Genomic DNA, 22,887 nt, shown 5'->3' with positions numbered 1-22,887 from the left:
AAAAGACCGCCGTCAGCTTCATGGGCGTCCTTTGCCTTGCCTCCACACTACTGTGGTTCAAGTGACAACAGGCCCTAGAGCAGGCGCAGCAATACGAGCGCACCCTCGCGCTGGTCTTCGCCGGCCGGGTGCCCGGCGCCACCACGAAGGTCCAGGACGGGCGGGTGGTCGCCGTGACGGCGCCCGAGCTGTCGACGTTCGCCGATGCGTCGGTCGTCGACGATGCGGTGGCCTATGTGGGCGGGACCGCGACGGTGTTCGCCTACGATGCGGGGCGGGATGCCTTCCTGCGCCGGGCGACCACGGTGCGCAAGGAGAACGGCGAGCGCGCCATCGGCACGGCGCTCGCGCCCGACAGCCCGGCCCAGCCGTTGCTGCGCCGGGGCGAGGCCTTCCGGGGCGAGGTGACGCTGTTCGGCCGTCGCTTCCAGACGGTGTACCAGCCGACCCGCGACGGCGCCGGGCGCGTCAACGGCGCGCTCTATGTCGGCGTGCCGATCGAGGACTCCTACGCCACCTACGCGGCGGCGATGCGGGCCATCACCCTCGCGGCGGGCGTGATCGCGGTCCTGGCCTGCCTGATCGCGGGGCTGGCGGCCCGGCGGCTCGTGCGCTCCCTCGTCGACATCGCGGCCCGGGTCTCGGGCCTCGCCGCCGGCGACCTCGACACGCCGATCCGCCATGCCGGGCGGGGCGACGAGATCGGCGCCGTCGCCAAGGCCCTCGAGACCCTGCGCGAGACCAGCCGGCGCGCCCGCCTGCTCGAGGAGGAGGACCGCCTGGGCACGCAGGAATCCGAGAGCCGCCGCCGCGCCCGCGACGCCGCGGTCGCCGCCTTCCGGGGCGAGGTGGCCGGGCTGGTCGCGGCCCTGGGCGGCCGCACGGCGTCCCTGAGCGAGCGGGCCGGCGCCATGGCGGCGGAGGCCGCCGCGGCCGAGGGCGCCATCGCGGGGGCGTCCGTCCGCTCGGAGGCCGCGTCCGGCAACGTCGCGACCGTCGCGGGCGCCGCCGAGGAGCTCTCGGCCTCGGTCGGCGAGATCACCGGCCAGGTGGCGCGGGCGCAGGAGAGCACCGCCGCGGCGCTGGCCGAGGCCGAGGCGGCGGAAGAGCGGGTGAGCGAGCTGGTGCGGGCCTCCGCCCAGATCGGCGACGTGGTGGCGCTGATCGACGCCATCGCGAGCCAGACCAACCTCCTGGCGCTCAATGCCACGATCGAGGCGGCGCGCGCCGGGGCGGCGGGCCGCGGCTTCGCGGTGGTCGCCGCCGAAGTCAAGGCGCTCGCCGGCCAGACCGCCAAGGCAACGGAGGAGATCACCCGCCAGGTCGCCGGGGTGCGCGGCGCCAGCGAGGAGACGGCCGGCACGATCGCGCGCATCCGCGCGCGCATGCACCAGATCGACGAGACCACCGGCGGCATCGCCACCGCGGTGAGGCAGCAGGGTGCGGCGACGCTGGAGATCTCCCGCAGCGCCGGCGGGGCGGCCGAGGCGGCCCGCGCCATGACGCGGGACTTCGACACGGTGATCGCGGCCGCCCGCACCACCGCCGGGGCCGCCGACGCGGTCGATGCCGCCGCCCGCGAGGTCGGCGGCCTCACCGGGGCGCTCGATACCGAGGTCGAGCGCTTCCTGCGGCAGGTCGCCTGACGCTCAGGGCGCCTCGAGCCGGCTCGCCCGGAGCGCGCCCCGGCTCTCCAGGACCGGGTAGGCGGCGCCGGCGACGAGGTGGTCGTTGACGCGCTTCAGGTCGCGCACGAGGTCCGGGTAGAGGGCGGCGGCCTCGGCCGGGACGGGCGTTCCGGCCGCGCCGCCATGCGCGCGCAGGCGGCGGAAATGCGCCTCGGTCGCCCGCGCCTCCAGGTCGCGAAACACCGCCTTCTCGTCGGCGAGGCGGCGGGCCGCCCGGGGATCCTCGGTCAGGAAGGCGGCGCCCGCCGCGCTCAGGTTGGCCTGCAGCCGCGTGAGCAGCGCGCCCACCTCCGCCGCGCCGTCGGGCGAGAAGGCGAGGCCGCGCTTCAGGCGCTTGGCCGCGTGCGTCATCACGTTGCGCGAGAGGATGTCGCCGGCGTGCTCCAGGTTGGTGGTGAAGGCCAGGAGCGCGGCGATGCGGCGCTCGTCCGCCTCGCTCAAGGCCTCGGGATCCAGGCGGATCAGGTACGCCTTGATGGCGGCGTTCAGCCGGTCGAGGGTGTCGTCCATGCGCCGGATCTGCGCCACCCGGGCCCGGTCGCCCCCGGTCAGCGCCTCGCCGGCCCCGCCCATCATCTCGGCGAGCACGTCGGCCATGCGCAGGGCCTCCCGGCCTGCGGCGCCGAGCGCCACCGGCGGCGTCTCGAGGGCGGCCGCGTCGAGGTGGATCGGCTGGCCGGGATCGTGCGCGTCGATCCGCTCCGGCACCATCCGGCGCAGGAGCGCCGCGAAGGGGCCGAGGAGCGGCAGGGCGATCCCCGCGAGGACGAGGTTGAAGGCGGTGTGGGCATCGGCCACCGCCCGCGACAGGTCGGGCTGCCAGGTCACGAGGAGCGGGCCGACCAGGCCGAGGCAGGGTAGGGCGGCCGCGCAGCCGAGCGCCCGGGTGAGGAGATTGCCCAGAGCCACCTGGCGCCCGGCCGCCTCGCCGTCCCGGGCCCCTTCGAGCACCGGGTTGAGGGCCGAGCCGAGATTGGCCCCGAGCACCAGCGCCATCCCGGCCTCGAAGGGCAGCACCCCTCCTTGCGTGAACGACATCACCAGGAGCACGGTCGCCACGCTCGAATGCGCCGCCCAGGTGAGCACCGCGCCGAGCACCAGGGCGACGAGCCGGTCGGTCGCCACGGCGCCGAGCAGCACCCGCAGGGCCGGCACGTCCTCGTAGGGCGTGATCACCTCGATCAGGCGGGAGAGCGCCATCAGCATCAGCCCGAGGCCGATCGCCGCCCGGCCGAGGTCGCGGGTGCGCGGCGCCGATCCGCGGCGAAACAGGATCACCCCGACCAGCACCAGGACCGGCGCCGCCCGGGCGACGTCGAAGGACAGGACCTGCACGATCAGGGTGGTGCCGATATTGGCGCCCAGCATCACGGCGAGCGCCGGCACCAGGGCCACCAGGCCGCTGCCGGCGAAGGAGGCCACGATCAGCCCCGTCGCGGTGCTGCTCTGGAGGAGCGCCGTGACCCCGAGGCCCGCCGCCAGCGCCTTGACCCGGTTGGCCAGCGCCACCCCGAGCACCCGCCGCAGCTGCGGCCCGAGGGCGCGCTGCACTCCGGTCTGCACCATGTGGATGCCCCAGAGCAGCAACGCCACGGCGCCGCAGAGGTCGATGAGGGTCAGCGTGGTGTCCATCCGTCGGGGTCGGCCTCCGTCCGGTCCGCTCTGAGGATACAGGTCCCGAGCATCGCGGTTCCTGGCCGGGATGCAAGTCCGCGGCCCGTCAGGGTTTCGGACCAGAGAAAGTCCGCGGCCCGTCAGGGTTTCGGACCAGAGAGAGTCCGCGGCCCGTCAGGGCTTCGGGCAGGCCGGGTCGGCCGGGCGCGCGGCGCGGGCGAAGTCCAGGACCGCCCTCGTGTAGGTCTCGACCACCTCCGAGATCGGCTGCCGCTCCGCCGTGAACACCACGGCCCGGTGGCTGAACAGCCGCTCGGGCACCGCGAGCGTGCCGCAGGCGGCGGCCGGCGGCGGCGCCTGCTCCCAGCCCTCGGGCAGGGGCTGCCAGTGCGGCTCGGCGCCGACGGTCTGGCGGGTGATGCCGAGCGGCGCCACCGCCCGGCCGAACGGCGTGTCGGTGGTCTCGAGCAGCCGGTTCATCTCCGGGGTCAGGCGGGCCGGCACGTACCAATTGTCGGCCTCCGACAGGACGTGCTCGCCGCAGGCGAGACGCAACTGCCGGTAGCGCAGGGGCTCGTCCGGCCCGACCCCGAGGCGCTTGCGGGTCTCCGCGCTCGCCGGGCGGTCGATGCCGCGATCCACCAGGGCGGCGAGGCGCGGCGTCCCGGCCATGCGGTGGGCGGCGCACCAGCCCTCGAGCGTCGCGGTGGCGCTGCGGCTCGCCAGCAGGGCGGCGTTGAGGCTCTGCACCACCGCCAGCGCCTCGACGCGGGACAGGTAGGTGTCGGGCCAGTCGGGCCCCGCGGCGCGGGCCGGCAGCGCGGCGAGGAGCGTCAGCAGGGGCGCGAGGAAGCGGGCATACGGCATGGCGGGGCGTCTCGTCTGGGGCGCGTCGTCCGGTCGGTCCGTCGCGAGGGGGCCGTCGCGCAGGGGTGCCCGGTCCGGGGCCCCGCCGCAAGCCGGTGCAGGCGGGGGGCTGGCGCGCCGCCGCGGCCCGGCTAAGAAGGCGCGGGCGCCGCCGGTTCGCCGCCGATTCGCTGCCGCGCGCCCGGCTGTTCTTCGTCCTGTCGCAGGGTTCCGCCAGACAGGACGTCGCACGCACGCGCCGATCATGACTGGCTTGAGGGGAGACGACGATGTCGGGTGGTCACGGGGCGGTCGACGCCTCCAACAAGAAGGTCGCGCTGCTGATCTCGATCCTGGCGCTGTTCCTCGCCCTCGGCGAGACCCTGGCGAAGAGCGCGCAGACCGACGCGCTCGGCGCCAACGTCGAGGCCGCCAACCAGTGGGCCTACTTCCAGGCCCGCACGATCCGCGCCACGGTGCTGAAGACCGCCGGCGAGCAGGTCGCCCTCGAGCCCGGCGCGCCCCCCGAGGCGGTGAAGAAGCAGGTCGAGGACTGGGCCAAGACCATTGCGCGCTGGGAATCCGACCCGGCCTCCGGCGACGGCCGCAAGGAGCTGGCCGCCAAGGCCAAGGCGGCGGAGGCCAAGCGCGACCTGTCTCTCGCCCGCTACCATCACTACGAGCTCGGCTCGGCCGCCTTCCAGATCGGCATCGTGCTGGCCTCTGCCCAGGTCATCACCGGCATCGCGGCCCTCGCCTTCGCGGGCGGGGCGCTCGGGGTGGCGGGCATCGCCATGCTGGCGGTCGGCCTGTTCGCCCCGCACGCGATCCATCTGTTTTAGCCGGATCGGCCGGGAGAAGCGGGCGGGCTCCCGGGCCCGCCCCGCGACGTCCGGACGGCAAAGACCGAGGTGGGCCGTGAGACGCCGGGACAAATCTTGTAGGATTTTTGGCTCGGTCCGTCAGTCCTACACCTTTCGAAATAGATCGAAAGAATTCGCGATCGGGCGGGAACCGCACGCATTTCGCTCGATTCCGGCAACCGTTCCGCCGTATTGTCCTGATGCCGAGGCGGCAGTTCCGCTGCCGATCGCGGCAGGGGACTTTCGAATCCATGAAGACGACGATGCTGGCGGTCCTGGCCGCCGGGGTGGCGCTGCTCGGCTCCGCGCCGGCGCAGGCCGAGGCGATGCAATGCGCCACCGTGACCGAGCGCCAGATCGAGGGGCTGTTCGACCGCTGGAACGCGTCGCTGGCGACGCTCGACCCGAAGAAGGTCGCGGCGAACTACGCCGCCGATGCGGTGCTGCTGCCGACGGTGTCCAACACGCCGCGCACCGACCGGGCGATGATCGAGGACTACTTCGTCCACTTCCTGCAGAAGCACCCGCAGGGCACCATCAACACCCACACGATCAGGATCGGCTGCAACCTGGCGACGGATGTGGGCACCTACACCTTCCTGATCGACGGCAAGAACCCGGGCGAGCAGGTCGTGGTGCCGGCGCGCTACAGCTTCGTCTACGTCCTGCGCGACGGCGCGTGGCTGATCGCGCACCACCATTCCTCGGCGATGCCGGAGCCCGTCGTCGCGGTCACCGCCACCGCCAAGGAGCACTGACGGCGGCCGATGGGGGGCTGCTCGGGATGGCCGCGAGGCCGCTTGCTGCGGCCTCCGCCCGCTCAGTTGGCGTCGCAGGGATCCGCGTCGTTGAGGTCCGCCTTGAGCGTGAGCTCGCGGGTGTCGATGCCGATGCCGGGCCGCGCCTCGCTGGTCGGCGGGTGGGTCAGCATCGTGCCCCAGAACAGCCCGGTGGCGAGGGCGAGGGCGCCGAGAAGGGTCAGAACACGCATGTCGGCCTCCTGCGGCCTGCCGGGCAGGCCGGATCGCGGCCCAGGACGTGGGCCGGGTTGCAGCCCGTAGCGCGGGCCGGGGTGGCGGCGTTCTCGAGCGGGCATGCGGCATCGGCCGCGCGGGTCCGCCCGTCCACGGTTGGCGATCCGCGAGGACCGCGTCGCTCCAAGGGTCGTTCCAGCCGCGCGACCGCACGCAGGATCCGGCATGCCGGACGCCAACGATCACCCATCCGCCGAAGCAACGGTCCGGCGGGCACGTTCGTGCTACTTCGTTATTCCTGACAGACTTAGAGATAACGGCTATCGCCGTCATCCCTCATTCGGATGAGGCGGCGCGCGGGATTGTCGGATATTTGACGAATTCCGTTCCGGGGTCAGTGCGGCGATGGTTCTTCGCAGCCGACTCCAGTCACGGTACGCCGTATCACCTGCATTGCCGGTTTTTAGTTTGCGCACGATTTCCTCGCCCGAATGGGACGGGGATCCAAGCATCATTCCGCCGGTCGTGATCGACCGGTGCCGAAGTGGTCACCGGTTCGGCGGAGAACATGATGCAAAAACAAGGTCTCAGCAGAGTTGCGCCATGCAACTCTGCTGAGACCTTGTTTGACCGCCGAGAACGGTATCGCATGGACCTGATCCATCCCAATCACGACCTCAGGATGAGGTTGAGGGTGGGATAAATTTGCCAAGCACGTCAAACAGGCTCTGAGTGCTTCGTCACGATGCGGCCCGTCCGAAAAACCCGGCTATTCCGCCGGCAGCCGCCCGGACGCATCCGCCTCCTCCGGCCGGCTCGCCGGCCGGCGGCCGCGGCGAAGGGACAGGACGAGGCGGGTCGCGCCGGTCCCGAGGCGGTCCATGTAGAGGTAGAGCACCGGGGTGATGAACAGCGTGAGGAGCTGCGACACCAGGAGCCCGCCCACCACTGCGACGCCGAGAGGCTGGCGCAATTCGGCGCTGGCGCCGTGGCCGATGGCGATCGGCAGCGTGCCCATCACGGCGGCCGCGGTGGTCATCATGATCGGGCGGAAGCGCAAGGCACAGGCCTCGCGGATCGCCGCCGCGGGAGTCCAGTTCTGCTCGCGCTGCAGCACCAGGGCGACGTCGATCATCATGATGGCGTTCTTCTTCACGATGCCGATCAGCATCAGCACGCCGATGATCGCGATCACCGAGAGGTCCATGCCGTAGAGCTGGAGCGCGCCGAGCGCCCCGATCGCCGCCGCCGGCAGGCCGGTGAGGATGGTGAGCGGGTGGATGAAGCTCTCGTAGAGGATGCCGAGCACGAGGTAGATCGTGATGACGGCGGCCGCGAGCAGCAGGCCCTGGTTGGCGAGCGCGTCCTGGAACACCTGGGCGGTGCCGGCAAACGTCGTGGTGATGGTGCCCGGCACCCCGAGCGTCGCCTTGATCTCGGCGATGCGGTTGACCGCCTGGCCGAGCGCCACGCCGGGGGGTACGTCGAAGGAGATCGTCACCGCCGGCAGGAGGCCGAGCTGGTTGATCGAGAGCGGGCCCGGGACCCGGGTGATGCTGGCGACCGCCGAGAGCGGGACGAGACGTCCGTTGCTCGCGCGCAGGCGGATGTCGTCGAGCCGGTCGGCGGTCCAGTTCAGGCGGGGGTCGAACTCGGTGATGACCTGGTAGCTGTCGGCGGTGCCGTAGATCGTCGAGACCTGGCGGGTGCCGAAGCCGGTGTAGAGGGTCTGGCGGATCTGGTCTGAGGTGATGCCGAGCGCCTGGGCCTTGTCGGTGTCGACCGTCACCCTGGCCTGGAGCGCGGCGTTCTGCAGGTCGCTGGTGACGCCCGCGAAGGTGGCGCGGTCCTTCGCCAGCGCCTCGGTCAGGCGCTCGGACCAGCGCTCGAGCTCCGCGCGGTCGAGGCCCTGCACGACGTACTGGTACTGGCTCTTCGACTGGCGACCGCCGAGGCGCAGGTTCTGGACGGGCGTGATGAACGAGGTCAGGCCCGGCACCGCGGCGAGGTCGCGCCGCAGCTCCGCGATCGTCCGGCTCAACGGAGGACGCTGGTCGCGGTCCTTCAGCTCGACGAAGAACGAGCCCTGGTTGAGGGTGCCGGAGAAGCCGTTCGAGCCCGCCCGGCTCACCACATGGGCCACCGCCGGGTGACGGGCGAGGATCACCTCGGCCTCGTGCTGGAGCGCGGTCATGGCGTCGAAGGAGACGTCCTGTCCGGCTTCCGTGGCGATCTGGAGCTGGCCGATATCCTCGGACGGGAAGAAGCCCTTCGGGATGACCACGAACATCCAGGCGGTGAGCGCGACAGAGGCGAAGAACACCATCAGCACCGAGAACGGCCAGCGCAGGCAGAGGTCGACGCCGCGCTCGTAGGCGCCCTGCATGCGCGAGAAGCCGCGCTCGAACAGGTTCTTCTTCTGGCCGTGGCCGGCGGAGTCCGCCGGCAGGCGGGCGGCGAGCATCGGGGTCAGCGTCAGCGAGATCACCGCCGAGGCGACGATCGCGATGGTCACCACGATGGCGAACTCGTTGAAGATGCGCCCGACGACGCCGCCCATCAGCAGGACGGGGATGAACACGGCGATGAGCGAGATGGTGATCGACAGGATGGTGAAGCCGATCTCGCCGGCGCCCTTCAGCGCCGCCTCGAACGGCTTCATCCCCTCCTCGACGTGCCGGACGATGTTTTCCAGCATCACGATCGCGTCGTCGACGACGAGGCCGACCGCCAGCGTGAGGCCGAGCAGCGAGATGTTGTCGATCGAGTAGCCGAGCACGTACATCGCCCCGAAGGTGGCGATGATCGAGATCGGCACCGCCACCGACGGGATCAGCGTCGCGGCGAGCCGCCCGAGGAAGAGGTAGATCACCGCGACGACGAGGCCGATGGTCAGCACCAGCGTGAACTGCACGTCGTGCACCGCCTCGCGGATCGAGACCGAGCGGTCGTTGACGACGTCGATGGTGCCTCTGGCGCCGAGCTGCTCCTGGAACTTCGGCAGCATGGCGCGGACGCGGTCGACCACGTCGACGGTGTTGGCGTCGGGCTGGCGCTGGACGGCCAGCACCAGGGCGCGGGTGCCGTCCTTCCACGAGGCGATGCGGTTGTTCTCGACCGAGTCGATGACCCGCGCGACCTCGCCGAGGCGCACCGGCCGGCCGTTGCGCACCGCCACGATCACGTCGCGGAACCCGTCGGCGTTCATCAGCTGGGTGTTGGTCTGGATGGTGAGGTTCTGGCCCCGCCCCTCGACCACGCCGACCGGCGTCGAGGTGTTGGCGTTCTGGATTCCCGCCTGGACCTCGTCGACGCCGATGCCGCGGGCGGCGAGCACGTTGGGATCGAGCTGGACCCGCACGGCGAATTTCTGGCTGCCGTAGACCAGCACCTGGCCGACGCCGGTGATGGTGGACAGGGACGGCGAGATCACCGTCTGGGCGAAGGCGTCCAGCGTCGGCAGCGGCGTCGTCTCGCTCGACAAGGCGAGGAGGATCACCGGCGCGTCGGCGGGGTTGAGCTTGCGGAAGCTCGGCGGGATCGTCAGCTCGATCGGCAGGCGGCGCAGGGTGCGGGTGATCGCCGCCTGCACGTCGGCCGCCGCCTGGTCGATGTTGCGCGACAGCTCGAACTCGACGGTGATCGAGGTGAAGCCCTGGTAGTTCGTCGCCGAGATCGTGGCGATCGCGGGAATCGTCGAGAATTCCTTGATGAGCGGCGTCGCCACGGAGGCGGCCATCGATTCCGGCGAGGCGCCGGGGAGCTGCGCGGTAACCGAGATCGTCGGGAAGTCCACGGTCGGGAGCGCGGCCACCGGCAGGAAGCGGTAGGCGAACAGCCCCGAGAGCGTCAGCGCGATCGAGAGCAGGATCGTGGCGACGGGCCGGCGGATGAACGGGGCCGAGAGGTTCATGGGGTCACTCGATCCGGGTGGCGGCGCGCGGCGCGGTGGCCTGCGCCTCGGTCGCGTCCTGCGGTCGCTCGTTGACGGGCAGGCCCGGCCGGACCCGGAACTGGCCCTCGACCACCACCCGCTCACCGGTCTTCAGCCCCTGCGCCAGGGCGGCGCGGCCGTCGCGGGAGGCCAGCACCTCGACGCCGCGGCGCTCGACCGTCCGGTCGGGGCGCACGACCCAGACGAAGCTGCCCTCCTGCCCCGGCTGCACCGCGGCCTGCGGCACCGTGACGGTGCCGGGCCGCGAGCCGAGATCGACCTCGATCCGGACGTACTGGCCGGGCCAGAGCCGGTCGTCCTCGTTCGGGAAGAGCGCCCAGGCGGTGACGGTGCCGGAGGCCTGGTCGACGCTCGAATCGACGAAGGAGAGCCGGCCGGTCGCCAGCACCGCCTCGCCGCCGCTCGGATAGACCCGCACCGGCGCGGTGCCGGGGCGCGCGAGCGCGGTCCGCAACCCGTCGAGGTCGCGCTCGGGCAGCGAGAAGGTGGCGCGAAGGGGCCGCATCTGCGTGATGGTGACGAGGCCAGTCCCGGCCGATTCGTTGCCCTTGACGAGGTTGCCGGTGGTGACCAGCACCCGGCCGAGGCGACCGGCGATCGGCGCCCGCACGGTGGTGTAGTCGAGCCGGACCTTGTCGGCCTCGATCGCGGCCTGCGACGCCGCCACGTTGGCGGCCGCCACCTTGGCCTCGGCGGTCGCGACGTCGAACTGCGCCTGCGAGGCGGAGTTGCGGGAGAGAAGCTCGCCGACGCGGCGGACGTCGTTCTGGGTGCGGACCTGGGTCGCCTGGTCGCGGGCCAGCGCCGCCTCGTCGCGGGCGAGCTGGGCCCGGATCTCCCGGTCGTCGAGGCGGTAGAGCACGTCGCCGACCTTCACCACCTGCCCGTCGCGGGCGAGCTGCTCGGTGATGACCCCGTCGATGCGCGGGCGCACCACGACGCTCGCCATCGGCTCGACCCAGCCGACGGCGGAGCGAGTGAGCGCGAGGTCGGTGATCCCGGCCGCCACGGTCGTCACCGTCGGGCGGGCGGCGGCGGGGTTCTGGACCGGCGCCGGGGCCGGCGGCGGGACGTAGGCGACCGGCAGGTGCTCGGGCAGGGCTTGGGCGATCGCCGGCGGCAGCGCCCCCCGGGCCGTGCTCCAGGCGGCGCGGGTGTCGCCGCCGTGGCGCTGCACGAGCCATCCCGCCCCGGCCGCGAGGGCGACCAGGAGGACCAGGAGGAGGCGGATCATCGCGGGGCTCCGTTGCGCGGCGCGGGCTGGGCGCCGAGACCGTTGAGGAAGAAATCGGCGACGGCCGCCGAGGCCGGCGGCCGCCGCCCGGTGCCGTGCACCGCCATGCGGATGCCGCCGAGGATCATCAGCACCGCGAGGTCGATGTCGGGCACGTGCAGCTCGCCCGCCGCGACGCCCTGGCGCAGGAGATCGGCGAGGGCCCCGCGCAGGCCGTCGAAGCCCTCGCGCAGGACGCGCCGGCTGTGCTCGCCGAACTCGGCGCCCCGTCCCTCGATCGCGGTGAGTGCCGGCGACAGGGCGCCGACCCGCTCGAGCACCAGCCCGACCGCGGCGCGCAGGCGCGCGGGCGCATCGACGGCCCGGATCGCCCCGATGGCCTCGCGCAGCTCCGCCAGCGTCCAGGCGAGGCCGTCGATGAACAGGGCTTCCTTGGTGGGGACGTAGCGGTAGAGCGTCGGCTTGGCGACGCCGGCCGCCGCCGCGACCGCGTCCATGTGCACGGCCGCGTAGGGCAGGGCGGAAAACAGCCCCATTCCGGCCTCGAGGATGCGGCGGCGGCGCTCCGGATCGGGCGCGCGATCGGTGTTCGGACGATCGCCATAAGAGCGATCGACCTGGCGTGCGGAGTCGCTCATGAGGGCCTGACTGAACTCGTCAGTTCAGTTAGCGGCGTGGTGTGTCGGACTGGCAAGCGCCGGTTTCTGCGACACAAAGGCGCAACATAACGGCAACGCGAATCGGTCGCGCCGTCACATCCTCAGGCTGTCTCGCGCCGCCGATCCCGGCCGCGCGGTGGTGCGGCGAAGCAGAGTCGCACGGGGCAACTCTGCGTCGCTCCTGGTCTTGCATCATTCTTGCCGCCGAACCGGCGACCATTTCGGCACCGGTCGCTCGCGACCGGCGGCATGATGCTTAGCCGCCGAGCGGCCGCGTCGCCGCGATCAGCCATTCCCGCGTCTCCGGGTCGACCAGATCGGCGAGCGTGTCGCGCACCCGGGCGTGGTAGGCGTCGAGCCAGGCCGTCTCCGCCGGGGTGAGCAGCTCCGGCGCCACCAGGGCGAGGTCGATCGGCGCGAGGGTCAGGGTCTCGAAGCCGAGCATCGGGCGCTCGGCCCCGGCGATCTCGCGCTCCTCGACCAGGACCAGGTTCTCGATCCGGATGCCGAACTCGCGCGCCTTGTAATAGCCGGGCTCGTTCGAGACGATCATCCCGGGCTGGAGCGCCACCGTGCCGGTCTTGGCGATGCGCTGCGGCCCCTCATGCACCGACAGGAAGGCGCCGACGCCGTGGCCGGTGCCGTGGTCGAAGTCGAGGCCGGCCTCCCAGAGCGGGCGGCGGGCGAAGGCGTCGATCTGCGCCCCCGTCGTACCGCGGGGAAAGACCGCCGTCGCGATGGCGATGTGGCCCTTCAGCACCCGGGTGAAGCGGTCGCGCATCTCCTGGCTCGGCGTGCCGACCGCCACCGTGCGGGTGATGTCGGTGGTGCCGTCGCCGTACTGGGCGCCGGAATCGATGAGGAACAGCTCGCCCGGCCGCACCCGCCGGTCGGTGCCGCGCGTGACGCGGTAATGCACGATGGCGCCGTTCGGCCCAGAGCCCGAGATGGTCGGGAAGGCGATCTCGCGCAGATCGTTGGCCTCGGCCCGGAATCCCTCGAGCCGCACCACGGCGTCGATCTCCGAGATCGCGCCCCCCGGGGCCTCGCGGGCGAGCCAGGCGAGGAAGCGCGTCACCGCGGCGCCGTCGCGCCGATGCGCGGCGCGGGAGCCGGCGATCTCGGCCGCGTTCTTCATCGCCTTCATGGCGGTGATCGGGTCCGGCCCGACATCGACCGTGCCGCCGGCCGCCGCGATCCGCTCCTTCAGCGCCACGGCGCCGGTCGCCGCGTCGAGGCGCACCCGCGCCTTGGCGCTCCCCAGCGCGTCGAGGGCGGCGGGCAGCGCGCCGGGCGCGTCGCGGTCGGCGAGGCCGTCGAGGGCACGCTCGGCTTCAGCGGTGATCTTCTCGGGGTCGAGGAACAGGCGCGGCCGGCCCTCCCGGGACACGATCGCGTAGCCCAGCGGCAGGGGCGTGTGCGCCACGTCGCTCCCCCGCAGATTGAACAGCCAGGCAAGGTTGTGCGGGTCCGACACGACGAGGGCGTCGAGGCGGGCCTTGGCGAGCGCCTCGCGCACCCGCCCGAGCTTGTCGGCGGCGGCCTCGCCCGCGAGGGTCTCCGGATGGGTCACCACCGGCGCGCGCGGCGCGGCCGGGCGGTCGATCCAGACGAGGTCGACGAGGTTGAGCGGCGTCGGCGCGACCCGCCCGCCCGCGGCCTTGGCGGCCCGCTCGAGGCGGGCGAGCCCGTCCGGCGTGTGCAACCAGGGATCGTAGGCCAGGATTCCGCCCGCCGGCAGGTTGGCCTCGATCCAGGCCTCGACGCTGGTCTCGGCCAGCGGCACCGGGGTGACGACCCCCGTATCGACCTGCTCGGCGGCCTGGAGGGTGTAGCGCCCGTCCACCACCAGGGCGGCCCGGTCGGCGAGCACCAGGGCGGTGCCGGCCGAACCGGTGAAGCCCGTGAGCCAGGCCAGCCGCTCGGCGTTCGGCGGCACGTATTCCGACTGGTGCTCGTCGGCCCGCGGCACCACGAAGCCGCTGAAGCCCCGCTGGGCCATCGCGGCCCGCAGAGCGGCGATGCGGCCGGCGCCCTCGCGGTGGCTGGGATCCTCGAAGCTCTGGAAGCGGGCGGTCTGGCTCATGCCCTCAGGGGTACTGCGCCGCGGCCGGGGCGGCAACCGCCGCAGGGCCGCGTCGAAGCCGTCAGCGGCAGATCCTCACGCGCAGGTCCTCACGCCCTTGTCGTCAGGCGACCGAGCGGCTGCCCGCCAGGCTGATGCGGCGCTGGCCGGGCGTGCGGACCTCCATCGAACGCGGCGCGGCGCGGGACTGGGCGAACAGCACGGCCCCCGCGGTCCCGGCCACCCGCACGAGGTCGGTCTCGGTGCAGGCCGCGGCGACCCGCAGGCCCAGGGCGTGGAGGTGGCTCTTGCCATACAGATAGGCGGCGAGGCGCGCGCGGGTGCCCGACGGGATGTCGGCGAGGATGGTCTCCACCACCTCGGCGTCGCCGCGATAGAGCGTGCCGAGGAGGTCGAGGGAGACCGGGCAATCGTCGGTGGAGGGGGGGCGGGCCTGCGGCGCGGGCATGAGGAACCTTCAGCGTTCTCGGATTGCACCGAGGGTCGCGCCTCGTGCTTAACAAGAAATTAAGGGCGGCCCAGAAATCCGCCGGATCCAAGTCGTGCGGAGACGTGATGCTCGCGCGCCACTGTCGTAACGGAGGCTGGATCCGCCCCCCATCCCGCCGTTCGCCGGCCGGCGCAGTGGAGGACGCGGGAAACCTGCGACATTCGCGCATCGGGGACTGCGGGCTGCTCGAAACATCTCGCGTGGAACCCGGAATACTCTCCTGCGTTGTCCCGCCCTGTCTGCGGAGGCGCCCGTCCCGGGCGCCTCGCGTCCCTCACGGATGCGTGTGGATCGGATCGACCCAGTAGACCGCCTCCGGCCGCTCGACGGGCTCGATGTCGGTGATGTTGACGACCACCGCCTCGTTGTCCGAGCGCACCAGCACGCATTCGAGCGCCTCGTCGGGCGAGGCGTTGATCTCCTGGTGCGGAACGTAAGGGGGGACGTAGATGAAGTCGCCCGGTCCCGCCTCGGCGACGAATTCCAGCCGCTCGCCCCACCGCATCCGGGCGCGGCCGCGCACGACGTAGATCACGCTCTCGAGCGCCCCGTGATGGTGCACGCCGGTCTTGGCGTCGGGCTCGATCGCCACGGTGCCGGCCCAGATCTTCTGCGCGCCGACCCGGGCATGGGTGATCGCCGCCTGGCGGAACATGCCGGGCGTCTGCGCGGTGTTGGGGTCGAGCTTGTCGCCGGTGATGACCCGCACCCCGTCGTGCTTCCAGCGCGGCGCGTCATGCGGGTGATCATCGTGCGGATGGTCGTGCGGGTGATCATCGTGCGGCGCGTGGGACATCGGCCATCTCCGGTCTGTCGGAACCCCATCCTGCGCCACGCCGCGGTGGCACGCCAAGCGGGTCCTCGGGTGCGTTGTTCGCTATAAAGAACGATGATCGGTCGGGGCCGAGCGGATCGCGGAGCGGTGTTCGGGATGGTGCCGGTTATTCTCCGGCAAAGCTCCGGACGAGAAGCTTCTCGTCTTTCAAGCTGTTCCATAAAAAGAACATTCTCGTTGACAGGAGCGCTCGTCCGACCGATCCTGTCCTGGCATCTGGGGCCGTTCGCCGGTCCCGCCGCCGCGGTGATTTGAGGCGATTGCGCCGCGACACCAAACGCTAAACCACCCCGGCGCCGGCGACGCGCCGGTGGGCCAACCCGGAGACGCTCAGCGATGCTGCCCTGCCGCATGCCCCCTGTCTGCCGCGTCGCTCCAGCTTGCTCCGTCGGCGGTCCCTGTCGTGGCGGCGGCCGCCGCGAGGGCCCTCGCGCCGTCCGCCCGGGCCGCTGAATCCGGCCCGACCGCTTCACGCATTCCCCGAGACGTCAGCCCGCGGCGCCCCCGAGCGGCGGCCGCGACCGGAGATTTTTGGCCATGCAACCCGCCCGCATCGTCGAGGTCGGCGAGACCTCGGCCGGCATCGTCGTGCCCGAGACCGACGGCTTCCGCTTCTTCTCCGCCCATCCGGACTTCCACACGCTGGAGGGACGGGTCTTCCGCAGCCCGCGCCACGCCACGCGGGCGGCGCAGGACCTGCACGCCCGCCGCCGCGGCCGGCGCCTGGCTTCCTGAGCGGAACCAGGGGACCGAGGTGCCGCGGATGTTCCGGGCTCGCATCCCGGGTCCTCGCCTCCGATGAGACGAATTCCGCTTGACATATTGCAAGACGAATATGGCGCGGGACCCCCCTCTCCAGGCGATATCAGGCTCGCCTGGTATCGCTGCAAGCTGTGGGAGGGGGGAGATGCGCATTATCTTTATTCGAATGGATCAAGCGGAAATCTTATGACAGCTGTAGACGTCAGCATTCGGTCGACGGCATCGGCGTCCGGAGCATCTTCGAACCCTGAAGATACCATCGAGCTGGGCTGCAAGATCTTCGATTTTCGCGGTTTCTCCAAGTATCGAAGACCTTCAATGGCATGGGTCTCAGCATGGCAAGGAGGGGGTGCGGCGCCCTTGTTGCCCGGCTCGTGCTCTGATTCGCCCGGGACGCCGGTCGGCACACGGCCCGCCTCCCGCCGCTGTCAAGCCTGGATGATCGATCGTCCTCCGGCTATGGCGGCGCGATGCTGCTTCGTTCCTACCAGCGCGCGAGCCTCGACGCGCTCCAGGCCGATTGGGCGCGCGGCGGTCGCAACGGCCTGATCGTGCTGCCGACCGGGGCCGGCAAGAGCCTCGTCATCGCCACCCTGGTGCGGGAGACGCTGCTGCGCGATCCCGCGGCCCGGGTCGCCGTCGTCACCCATACCCGCGAGCTGATCGCCCAGAACCACGCCGAGCTCATGCGGCTGTGGCCGGAGGCGCCGGCCGGCATCGTCTCGGCCGGGCTCGGCCGGCGGGAGGAGACGAGGCCGATCCTGTTCTGCGGCATCCAGTCGGTCTGGAACCGGGTCGAGGCGACCGGCGGTTTCGACCTCGTGATCGTCGACGAGGCCCACCTGATCCCCCGCGACGCCGATACCCGCTACGGCCGCTTCCTCGACGCGGTGCGGGCGCGCTCCCCCCGGATGCGCCTCGTCGGGCTCACCGCCACGCCCTACCGGCTCGACAGCGGCCGCCTCGACGAGGGACAGGGCCGCGTCTTCGACCGCATCGTCTACGAGGCCCAGGTCGGCGACCTGATCCGCGAGGGCTACCTCGCGCTCCTGGTCTCGAAGGCGACCGCCACGATCCTCGACGTCAGCGGCGTGCCGGTCCGGGCCGGCGACTACGTGCCGGGGGCGCTGGAGGCGGCGGTGAACCGCGACGTCGTCACCAGGGCCGCCGTCGCCGAGATGGTGGCCTACGGCGCCGGGCGCCGGGCCTGGCTCGCTTTCTGCGCCGGGGTGAAGCACGCCGACGCCGTGCGCGACGCGATCCGGGCGGAGGGGTTTTCCTGCGAATCGCTCTCGGGCGAGACGGGCAAGCGCGAGCGCGACCGCATCGTGCGCGACTTCCGGGCCGGGCGCCTGCGCTGCCTCACCTCGGTCGGCGTGCTGGCGACCGGCTTCAACGTGCCGGAGGTCGACCTGATCGCGCTCCTGCGCCCGACCCAGAGCACCGGCCTCTACGTGCAGCAGGTCGGCCGGGGCCTGCGGCGTGCGCCGGGCAAGAGCGATGCCCTGGTCCTCGACTATGCCGGCCTCGTGCGCCGGCACGGGCCGATCGACGTCCTCTCGGCGAATGCCGTGGCGCGGGCGCGCCTCCTCGGCGAGGGCGGCGGGCCGCGGGCGAAGCCCTGCCCCGGCTGCGGCGCGCTGATCGCGCTCAATGCCAGCACCTGCGAGGCCTGCTGGGTCGAGCCCGAGGCGGACGAGGCGGAGACGCCGCACGAGGCGGTGGCCGACGACGAGGCCGCGATCCTCTCGGCCGGCACCGTCGCGGTGGTCCGCGAGGCGCAGGCGCGCTGGTGGCCGGTCGCCGCCTGGGAGTTCCGGCGCGAGACGTGCCCGCGCGGACCCGACCTGCTGGCGGTGGCGCTCGCGGGGGCGGAGGACGCGATGACCGTGCGCCTCGACCTCGAGGCCTCCGGGTTCGCCCGCGAGAAGGCGGTGCAGTGGTGGCGGCGGCTGGGCGGCGCGATGCCGGCGCCCCGCGACGTCGACGAGGCGCTGGCCCGCCGCGACGAGCTCGCCCGGCCCGAGGCGGTGCGGGTCGTGCCGACCGGCCGGCTCTCCGAGAGCGTCGATTACCGCCTCGCCGGCGGCGCGACCTGGACCGACACGAGGCGGGTCGCCTGACGATCAGCCCGCCGCGATCAGCCGCGGGATCTCGGCCTCCGCGGCCGCCTTCTCGTCTGCGACCGCGGCGGCGAGCGTGCGGACCGCGTCGAGGTCGCCCCCCTGGCAGGCCGTCTCCAGGGCGGCGCAGAGGCGCGACAGCCGGACGAAGCCGATCAGCCCCGAGGAGGCGATGACGCCGTGCGCCGCAGCACCCAGCTCCGCGGGCTCCCCGGTCATCGCCCAGTCCCGCAGCTGGATCCGGAAGCGCCCGAGCAGCACCGGCAGCGCCGCGTCGCCGACGGCCTCGCGCAGGTCGGCATAGGTCGCCGCGTCGAAGGAGGGGGGCGTCGTTTCCATGGCGTCCGGCTCCAGATGCGCATCGGAGCGCGAGCGTACAGGAAATGGCGCGGACGCGATGCTCGGCCATCAGGCCGATCCTCTGGATCAGGCTGATCTTTCGGATCAGGGCTGATCCGACGGATCAGGGCTGATCCGTCGGATCGGTGCTGATGCTCCGGAGCCGGGCCGGCCCCGAGATCGGGTCCGATCCCATGGGACCGAGGCTCGTCGCCCCTCAGGCCGAGCGGGCGACGCTCGTGCCGATCTCGGTCGTGCGGGCCGCCTCCACCTGGCGGGCGTAGGTCCGGGCACGGAGGGCGGCCTCGGAGGGCAGTTGCTCGACCACCGCCCCGTCCGGGTCGACGACCTGGAACACGATCTCCTGGCTGTCGAGGTCGCGGCGGTAATGGGCGCGGTCCGGCACCGCCTCCGGGCTCTCCTGCGCCTGGCCGGTCGTCGGCCCGCCCTGCTGCCGGGCATCCGGGCTGAGGTCGAGGGTTACCGGCGATTCGAGGGACGGGCCGGCGCCGGTCTGCGGCGGGCGGGCTGGGCTGATCCGCACGATCGGGTCGACCGCGGCGGGCGGATAGGCCGCGGCAAGGCTGCTGGTCTCGATCACGACGAAAATCCTCTCGGACGATCGGTTCGAAGACCAGTGAGCCGCCACGCTGCCTACCCGGATCTTAACGCGCGGCATCGGCGTGAAGACGCCCTTAAGACATGGCTGCCGCGACCGGTAGAATTGCGCGGATCTGCCGGCCGGGCGCGCGGAGCCGGCCGCCCTCAGAGCGCGATGTCGATGCTCGCCGCCGTCCCCTTCTCGGCCTGGGCGTAATCGATCTGCGCCCGCAGGTTCGACGCCATGGCGCGCACGATGCGCGAGCCGAGGCCGGTGCCCCGCGGGGTGCCTGAGCCCTGCCAGCCGACGCCGTCATCCGCCACCGTGAGGCGCAGCATGTCGCCGTCGCGCCGCGCCGTGATGCGGATCTCGCCGGTGACGCCGTCCGGATAGGCGTACTTGTAGGCGTTGGTGACGAGCTCGGTGACGATCACCCCGAGGGAGACCGCCTTGTCGGTCGCCACCTCGACCGGCTCGGCCTCGAGCAGCAGGCGGTGGCGCTGGCCGGTGGCGTTCATCGCCCCGTCGAGGTCCTCCACCAGGGTCGCCAGGTAGGCGTCCACCGCCACCACCCGCACGTCGTCCGAGGTGTAGAGGCGCCGGTGGATGCCGGCGATCGCGGTGATGCGGGTCTGGGTCTCCTCGAGCGCGGCCCGGGCGGCGGCGTCCGTGACGGTGTTGGCCTGCATCCGCACCAGCGCCGCCACCAGGGCGAGGCTGTTGGCCACCCGGTGGTTGACCTCGCGCAGCAGCAGCTCGGCCCGGTCGCGGGCCTCCCGCACCTCGGCCTCCGCCCGCTCCTTCTCCCGCCGGGTGCGGTCCTGCAGCACGGCGGTCGCGACCGCCTCGGCGAGCAATTCGCGAAAATGGCCCTGGAGGTCCTTCCAGACGTAGTCGACGGCGCCGGCCTTGAGCGCCGCGACCGCGACGCGGCTGTCCTCCGAGCCGGTGACGTAGATCACCGGCGGCGGGTCGGCGAGGGCGCGGATGCGCGGCAGGATGTCGAGGCCGGTCTCCAGCGGCATGTGGTGGTCGAGGGCGACGACGTCGAAGCGCTCGGACGCGATGAGGGCGAGGCCCGCCTCGCCGTCGGGCGCGTGCACGACCTCGCAGCCCCGTCCCGCCAGCGTGCGGGTGACCAGCCGCGCCAGGCCGGGATCGTCGTCGATGTAGAGCAGGCGGACCGGCTCGGTCACGGGGCGGCCCGCCGCCCGGCCGCACGGCCGCGTGGGCAGATCACGGTCACGCGCTCTCCGGAACCTGCATCACCGAGAAGAACAGGCCGAGCTGGCGGATCGCGTTGGCGAAGCCCTCGTAGTTCACCGGCTTGGTGATGTAGACGTTGCAGCCGAGGTCGTAGCAGCGCTGGATCTCGCGCTGGTCGTCGGTGGTGGTCAGGATCACCACCGGGGAGCGCCGCAGGTGCGGGTTCGACTTCACCTTCTGCAGGATGTCGATGCCGGTCATGTCCGGCAGGTTGAGGTCGAGCAGGATCAGGAGCGGCCGGCCGGCATTGATCTCGCCGCTGCCGTCGGGCCCGAACAGGGCGGCGAGGGCGGACGTCCCGTCCCGGAACGACTCGATGACGTTGTTCACCCCGGCGCGGCGGATGTTCCGCTCGATCAGCCGGGCATGGCCCTCGTCGTCCTCGATCATCACGATGTGTACGGCCGGCACCTTCTCGACTCCTCGTGGCGCGGACCCGGCCGCGCCGGGACGCCTCTTCGCTGGCTGGCAGACCCGCACCGACCGCGGGCGCCCGCGGAGAGACGTGCTCCCGTCATACTCTTTCTAGACCGGATTCCACCCCGTTGGACACGCGCCGGGCGTAGAAAACATCGCCGTCACGTTAACCTGGCGTTGCACCCACGCTCGCTGCACCTCCCGATTGGCGCGCCTCCCCCTGGGTCCATGTCAGCCCTGGCGCAGGGGCAGCGTCACAGTGAAGGTGGTGCCGACGCCGATCTCGGAGGACAGGTCGATCCGGCCCCCGAGCGCCCGCACCAGGGTGCGGACATGGGCGAGCCCGATCCCGTCCCCCGGCCGGTCCTGGGCGCCGGAGCGGCGGAAGAGCTCGAACACCCGGGCATGGTCGCGGGCATCGATGCCGCGGCCGTTGTCGGTCACCCGGAAGGTCGCGAGCCCGTCCGACGCCCCCCCGGTGACGGTGATCCGGCCGGCGCGGTCCCTGGCGAGGTACTTGATCGCATTGTCGATCAGGTTGCCGAAGATCTGCTCCACGGCGAGCCGGTCGGCGGTGATCGCGGGCAGCTCGCCGATCTCGATCACCGCTCCCGCCGTGTCGGCCTGGTGGCGCTGCGCGTCCGCCAGGCCCTGCACCAGGGCGGTCATCGCCAGGAGCTCGGGCTGGAAGGTGCGCCGGCCCTCCCGCGACAGCTTGAGGATGGCGTTGATCAGCCCGTCCATCTTGGTGATCGCGGCCTTGATGAAGCTCACCGATTCGGCGAGGTCCCGGTCGATCCGCTCGGCTTGCTGCCGCCCGGCGAGCGCCGTCCGGATGTCCTCCTGGCTCGCCTCGATCTCGCTCGTGAAGCCCATGATGTTGACGAGCGGCGCCCGCAGGTCGTGGCTGACGATGTAGGCGTAGCGCTGGATCTCCTCGTTCGATTCGCGCAAGGCGGCCTCGGCGGCGCGCTGCTCGGTGATGTCGGAATGCACCCCGACCCACTCGCGGATCGCGCCGTCCGGATCGAGCACCGGCACCGCCTGGATCGCGAAGGTGCGGAAGATCCCGTCGTGGCGGCGCACCCGGTGCTCGTGGGTGTAGCGCCGGCGCTCCGCCACCGCCGCGTTCCAGGTCTCGATGCTGGCGGCGCGGTCGTCCGGGTGCACCGCCTCGGCCCAGCCGAAGCCGGCATACTCCTCGGGCGCCTGGCCGGTGAGGGCCGACCAGGCCGGCTGGTCGCCGCTCATCCGGCCGGAGGCGTCGTTCGTCCAGAGGACGCCCCGCACCGCCTGGACGGCCGCCGCGAACCGGTCCTGCTCGCGCCGCACCGAGGCGAACAGGCGGGCATTGTCGAGGGCGACGGCGGCCTGGCCGGCCAGGCCCTCGACCAGGGCGGCCTCGCGGGTGCCGAAGCGGTGCGACTCGGGATGGCCGAACAGCAGGGCGCCGAGGGTGGCGCCGGTGCCGGAGACCACCGGCACCGCGAGGTAGGAGCGCACCGGCAGGTGGCCCTTCGGCATGCCGCCATGGCTGCCGTAGCGGGGATCCGCCGTCACGTCCTCGCTCAGGACCACCCCGCCGGCCGCGAAGGTCTGGCTGAACAGGGTCGTGGCCCGCGGGAGGCCGAAGCGGGTGAAGGCCTCCCGCGGCGCGCCCGTGAGGCTGAGGAGCCGCCAGTGCTCGGGCCCGTCCGGCCCGTCGGGGATGCGCTCGAACAGGGCGCCGTAGGCCGCGCCGGTGAGCCGCGTCGCGGCCTCCACCACGGTGTCGCCGAGGCGCTGGCGGTCGAGCTCGCTCGCCAGCGCCGTGCCGAGGCGGTGCAGCACCTCGAGGCGCTGGGTCTCGGAGCGGAGCGCCGCGGCGGCCCGCTCGCGCTCGGTCACCCGCTCGCGCTGGCGCTGGGCCGCGCTCGCGATCTCGGCGCTCACCGCCGCCACCTCCGCCGGCACCCCGGCGAGGACCGGCGCCGGCCGGCCGAGGCCGAGCGCCTGCGCCTGGTCGCGCAGGGCCCGGAGCGGGGCCGCGATGCCGCGGGCGAAGGCCAGGGCCAGGACGCCCGCGATGGCGGCCAGCATGCCGCCGAGCCCGGCGAACCAGACGAGCGAGGCCCGGACCGGCGCCGCCAGCGCCT

At 72.5% G+C, this 22,887-nt stretch carries 19 protein-coding genes; 5 read left to right on the top strand and 14 right to left on the bottom strand.

Going from position 1 to position 22,887, the window contains the following annotated elements; translation table 11 throughout:
• The first annotated feature begins 128 nt into the window (after positions 1–128).
• Positions 129–1,646, top strand: a complete 1,518-nt coding sequence (locus EU555_RS32305) for a methyl-accepting chemotaxis protein (protein ID WP_135419433.1) — start codon at positions 129–131, stop codon at positions 1,644–1,646.
• Positions 1,647–1,649: 3 nt separating this feature from the next.
• Here the strand turns inward: EU555_RS32305 and EU555_RS32300 are convergent, their stop codons facing one another.
• Together EU555_RS32300 and EU555_RS32295 are read right to left on the bottom strand one after the other, a co-directional pair.
• Positions 1,650–3,320 carry a Na/Pi cotransporter family protein gene (locus EU555_RS32300; protein ID WP_135419432.1) on the bottom strand — a complete coding sequence of 557 codons (1,671 nt, stop codon included), beginning with the start codon at positions 3,318–3,320 and terminating at the stop codon, positions 1,650–1,652.
• Between the two features lie 156 nt (positions 3,321–3,476).
• Positions 3,477–4,169 (bottom strand): hypothetical protein, encoded by a 693-nt coding sequence (locus EU555_RS32295; RefSeq protein WP_135419431.1) that lies wholly within the window; start codon positions 4,167–4,169, stop codon positions 3,477–3,479.
• A gap of 269 nt (positions 4,170–4,438) precedes the next feature.
• Between EU555_RS32295 and EU555_RS32290 the strand changes: the two genes are divergently transcribed.
• The gene (locus tag EU555_RS32290; protein ID WP_135419430.1) at positions 4,439–4,990 is read left to right on the top strand and encodes a DUF4337 domain-containing protein; all 552 of its coding nucleotides are present in this window, start codon (positions 4,439–4,441) and stop codon (positions 4,988–4,990) included.
• Between the two features lie 272 nt (positions 4,991–5,262).
• On the top strand, positions 5,263–5,769 hold the full coding sequence (locus EU555_RS32285; protein ID WP_135419429.1) for an SgcJ/EcaC family oxidoreductase: 507 nt from the start codon (positions 5,263–5,265) through the stop codon (positions 5,767–5,769).
• Between the two features lie 62 nt (positions 5,770–5,831).
• On the opposite strand, the gene EU555_RS36475 is transcribed toward EU555_RS32285, so the two are convergent.
• The 7 genes from EU555_RS36475 to EU555_RS32255 all read right to left on the bottom strand — a co-directional run bounded on the left by EU555_RS36475 (position 5,832) and on the right by EU555_RS32255 (position 15,205).
• Entirely contained in the window at positions 5,832–6,002 is a 171-nt protein-coding gene (locus tag EU555_RS36475) for a hypothetical protein (protein WP_167858732.1), read from the bottom strand.
• 752 nt (positions 6,003–6,754) lie between these two features.
• Positions 6,755–9,898 carry an efflux RND transporter permease subunit gene (locus tag EU555_RS32280; protein ID WP_135419428.1) on the bottom strand — a complete coding sequence of 1,048 codons (3,144 nt, stop codon included), beginning with the start codon at positions 9,896–9,898 and terminating at the stop codon, positions 6,755–6,757.
• 4 nt (positions 9,899–9,902) lie between these two features.
• On the bottom strand, positions 9,903–11,174 hold the full coding sequence (locus EU555_RS32275) for an efflux RND transporter periplasmic adaptor subunit (protein ID WP_135419427.1): 1,272 nt from the start codon (positions 11,172–11,174) through the stop codon (positions 9,903–9,905).
• Positions 11,171–11,812, bottom strand: coding sequence for a TetR/AcrR family transcriptional regulator (locus EU555_RS32270; RefSeq protein ID WP_245524602.1), 642 nt, complete (start codon positions 11,810–11,812; stop codon positions 11,171–11,173). The genes EU555_RS32275 and EU555_RS32270 overlap by 4 nt, the downstream gene beginning before the upstream one ends.
• Positions 11,813–12,089: 277 nt before the next feature.
• Positions 12,090–13,919 carry an aminopeptidase P family protein gene (locus EU555_RS32265; RefSeq protein ID WP_135419426.1) on the bottom strand — a complete coding sequence of 610 codons (1,830 nt, stop codon included), beginning with the start codon at positions 13,917–13,919 and terminating at the stop codon, positions 12,090–12,092.
• A 103-nt stretch (positions 13,920–14,022) separates the two neighbouring features.
• A complete protein-coding gene (locus tag EU555_RS32260) occupies positions 14,023–14,367 on the bottom strand; it encodes a hypothetical protein (RefSeq protein ID WP_135419425.1) in 345 nt (114 codons plus the stop codon).
• A gap of 316 nt (positions 14,368–14,683) precedes the next feature.
• Positions 14,684–15,205, bottom strand: a complete 522-nt coding sequence (locus EU555_RS32255) for a cupin domain-containing protein (RefSeq protein ID WP_135419424.1) — start codon at positions 15,203–15,205, stop codon at positions 14,684–14,686.
• Positions 15,206–15,781: 576 nt separating this feature from the next.
• On the opposite strand from EU555_RS32255, the gene EU555_RS32250 reads away from it, so the two are divergent.
• Positions 15,782–15,979, top strand: a complete 198-nt coding sequence (locus EU555_RS32250) for a hypothetical protein (protein WP_135419423.1) — start codon at positions 15,782–15,784, stop codon at positions 15,977–15,979.
• Between the two features lie 497 nt (positions 15,980–16,476).
• On the top strand, positions 16,477–18,129 hold the full coding sequence (locus EU555_RS32245) for a DEAD/DEAH box helicase (RefSeq protein WP_135419422.1): 1,653 nt from the start codon (positions 16,477–16,479) through the stop codon (positions 18,127–18,129).
• A 3-nt stretch (positions 18,130–18,132) separates the two neighbouring features.
• Here EU555_RS32245 and EU555_RS32240 read toward each other — a convergent pair whose 3' ends face one another.
• The 5 genes from EU555_RS32240 to EU555_RS32220 all read right to left on the bottom strand — a co-directional run bounded on the left by EU555_RS32240 (position 18,133) and on the right by EU555_RS32220 (position 22,831).
• Positions 18,133–18,468, bottom strand: coding sequence for an Hpt domain-containing protein (locus EU555_RS32240; RefSeq protein WP_135419421.1), 336 nt, complete (start codon positions 18,466–18,468; stop codon positions 18,133–18,135).
• Positions 18,469–18,685: 217 nt separating this feature from the next.
• Entirely contained in the window at positions 18,686–19,069 is a 384-nt protein-coding gene (locus EU555_RS32235) for a hypothetical protein (RefSeq protein WP_135419420.1), read from the bottom strand.
• A gap of 164 nt (positions 19,070–19,233) precedes the next feature.
• On the bottom strand, positions 19,234–20,265 hold the full coding sequence (locus EU555_RS32230; protein ID WP_135419419.1) for a sensor histidine kinase: 1,032 nt from the start codon (positions 20,263–20,265) through the stop codon (positions 19,234–19,236).
• Positions 20,266–20,311: 46 nt separating this feature from the next.
• Positions 20,312–20,725, bottom strand: coding sequence for a response regulator (locus EU555_RS32225; RefSeq protein WP_064503883.1), 414 nt, complete (start codon positions 20,723–20,725; stop codon positions 20,312–20,314).
• Between the two features lie 258 nt (positions 20,726–20,983).
• A complete protein-coding gene (locus tag EU555_RS32220) occupies positions 20,984–22,831 on the bottom strand; it encodes an ATP-binding protein (RefSeq protein WP_135419436.1) in 1,848 nt (615 codons plus the stop codon).
• Positions 22,832–22,887 lie beyond the last annotated feature (56 nt).

This window comes from Methylobacterium nonmethylotrophicum, assembly GCF_004745635.1.
Classification (GTDB): Bacteria; Pseudomonadota; Alphaproteobacteria; order Rhizobiales; family Beijerinckiaceae; genus Methylobacterium; species Methylobacterium nonmethylotrophicum.
This window is presented reverse-complemented; position numbering and strand designations above follow the sequence as displayed.